We start from the raw sequence: 1517 nt of genomic DNA, 5'->3' as shown, positions 1-1517 counted from the left end.
TCTTACTGAGTCACAAAAATCGTCAGTCGGGGGATTCGCTGGTGATTGGGTTGTGATAGGCTGCTGATTCATAACGATGGATCAGCGGTATGGTGACGACCAACGAGAATGCAGTAAGCGCGTTTGATCAATATGTCGACGCACTGACGGAAGTTATCGGGCATATGGATCGTGCAGAGCCTCTTCGAGATTATTGCACAGGCCTGATGATGCCAGTGGCACGCAAGAGCGTGGAGCCGCTGGCAGCAGTGACGGCACCGGCACGCGTATCAGCCAAGCATCAGTCCTTGCTGCATTTTGTGGGGCAAGCGCCGTGGTCTGATGAAGCACTGATGCGGCGTGTCCAGGATTGGGTCTTACCTCGAATGATCGAGCGAGGCGGGCCGATTACTGCCTGGATCATCGATGACACGGGTTTCCCGAAGAAGGGACAACATTCGGTTGGTGTCGCCCGTCAATATTGTGGCCAACTCGGCAAGCAGGATAATTGCCAGGTTGCCGTCAGCCTTACCATTGCCAATGAGGGTGCGAGTTTGCCGGTCGCCTGGCGACTTTACCTTCCAGAGATCTGGCTCGATGACGCAGAACGCCGCCGAAAGGCCAAGATACCAGACGAGGTGGTGTTTCAGACCAAGCCCCAAATTGCGATGGATCAAGTCCGCTCTGCGCTCGCGGCACAGACGCCAGTGGGTATCGTGCTTGCTGATGCAGGGTATGGCGCGGATGGCCAGTTTCGCCAGGGGCTGACCGATCTGGGTCTCACATATTCGGTTGGCGTCCAGCCAACAGTCAGTCTTTGGCGTCCGGGCGAAGGGCCGATGCCGCCCAAGACATGGAGCGGCAAAGGCCGTCCTCCCAAGCTGGTGCAACGAAGCAAAGCTCACAAGCCGCTGTCAGCCAAAGCATTGGCGAAAGACTTGCCGGCCGACGCGTGGACGACCATCGCATGGCGCGAAGGAAGCAATGTCGAGCTGGTATCCCGCTTTGCTGCAGTGCGCCTTCGTGTCGCCTCCAGAGACTATAATCTTACCCAGCCACGAGCAGAAGAATGGTTCCTCGTCGAATGGCCTGAGGGCGATGAAGAGCCAAGCAAGTATTGGCTCTCAACATTGCCGGCAACGACGACACTACATGAGCTCGTTTCGGCGACGAAAATGCGGTGGCGGATCGAACGAGATTATCGAGACCTCAAGCAGGAATTCGGCCTTGGCCATTACGAAGGGCGGGGTTGGCGTGGCTTCCACCATCATGCCAGCCTGTGCATCGCAGCTTACGGATTCCTGATCTCCGAACGGGAGACGATTCCCCCCTCAGGATTTGCCTTTACCTGGAACCGCGAAGAAACTCCGGTTCCCCGTGGTTCGCGATCCCTTGGACATACCGATACGGCCCGAACGCCACACCTCGAATTCGATCGCAACGCTGCGTAAAATGCTGACCACAGCAGTGGCGCGACGCCTGACACGATGTCCATGCTGCGCCAGAATGAACGAGTCATTTGTGACGCAGTAAGACTA

Annotated in this window: 1 protein-coding gene; it reads left to right on the top strand. The window is 57.0% G+C overall.

Annotation, left to right across the window (positions count from 1 at the left end; all coding sequences use genetic code 11):
- Nucleotides 1-89: 89 nt before the first annotated feature.
- On the top strand, nt 90-1430 hold the full coding sequence (locus J3474_RS21880; protein WP_067739353.1) for an IS701 family transposase: 1341 nt from the start codon (nt 90-92) through the stop codon (nt 1428-1430).
- Nucleotides 1431-1517: the final 87 nt, after the last annotated feature.

It is taken from the genome of Novosphingobium sp. PY1, from assembly GCF_017312445.1.
Taxonomy (GTDB): domain Bacteria; phylum Pseudomonadota; class Alphaproteobacteria; order Sphingomonadales; family Sphingomonadaceae; genus Novosphingobium.
Note: the sequence above shows the minus strand (reverse complement) of the source record. Positions and strands in the feature narration are given on the sequence as shown.

Excerpts from the sequence above, each read along its gene's own strand:
- J3474_RS21880 (WP_067739353.1), top strand. The coding sequence starts at position 90 with ATGGTGACGACCAACGAGAATGCAGTAAGCGCGTTTGATCAATATGTC.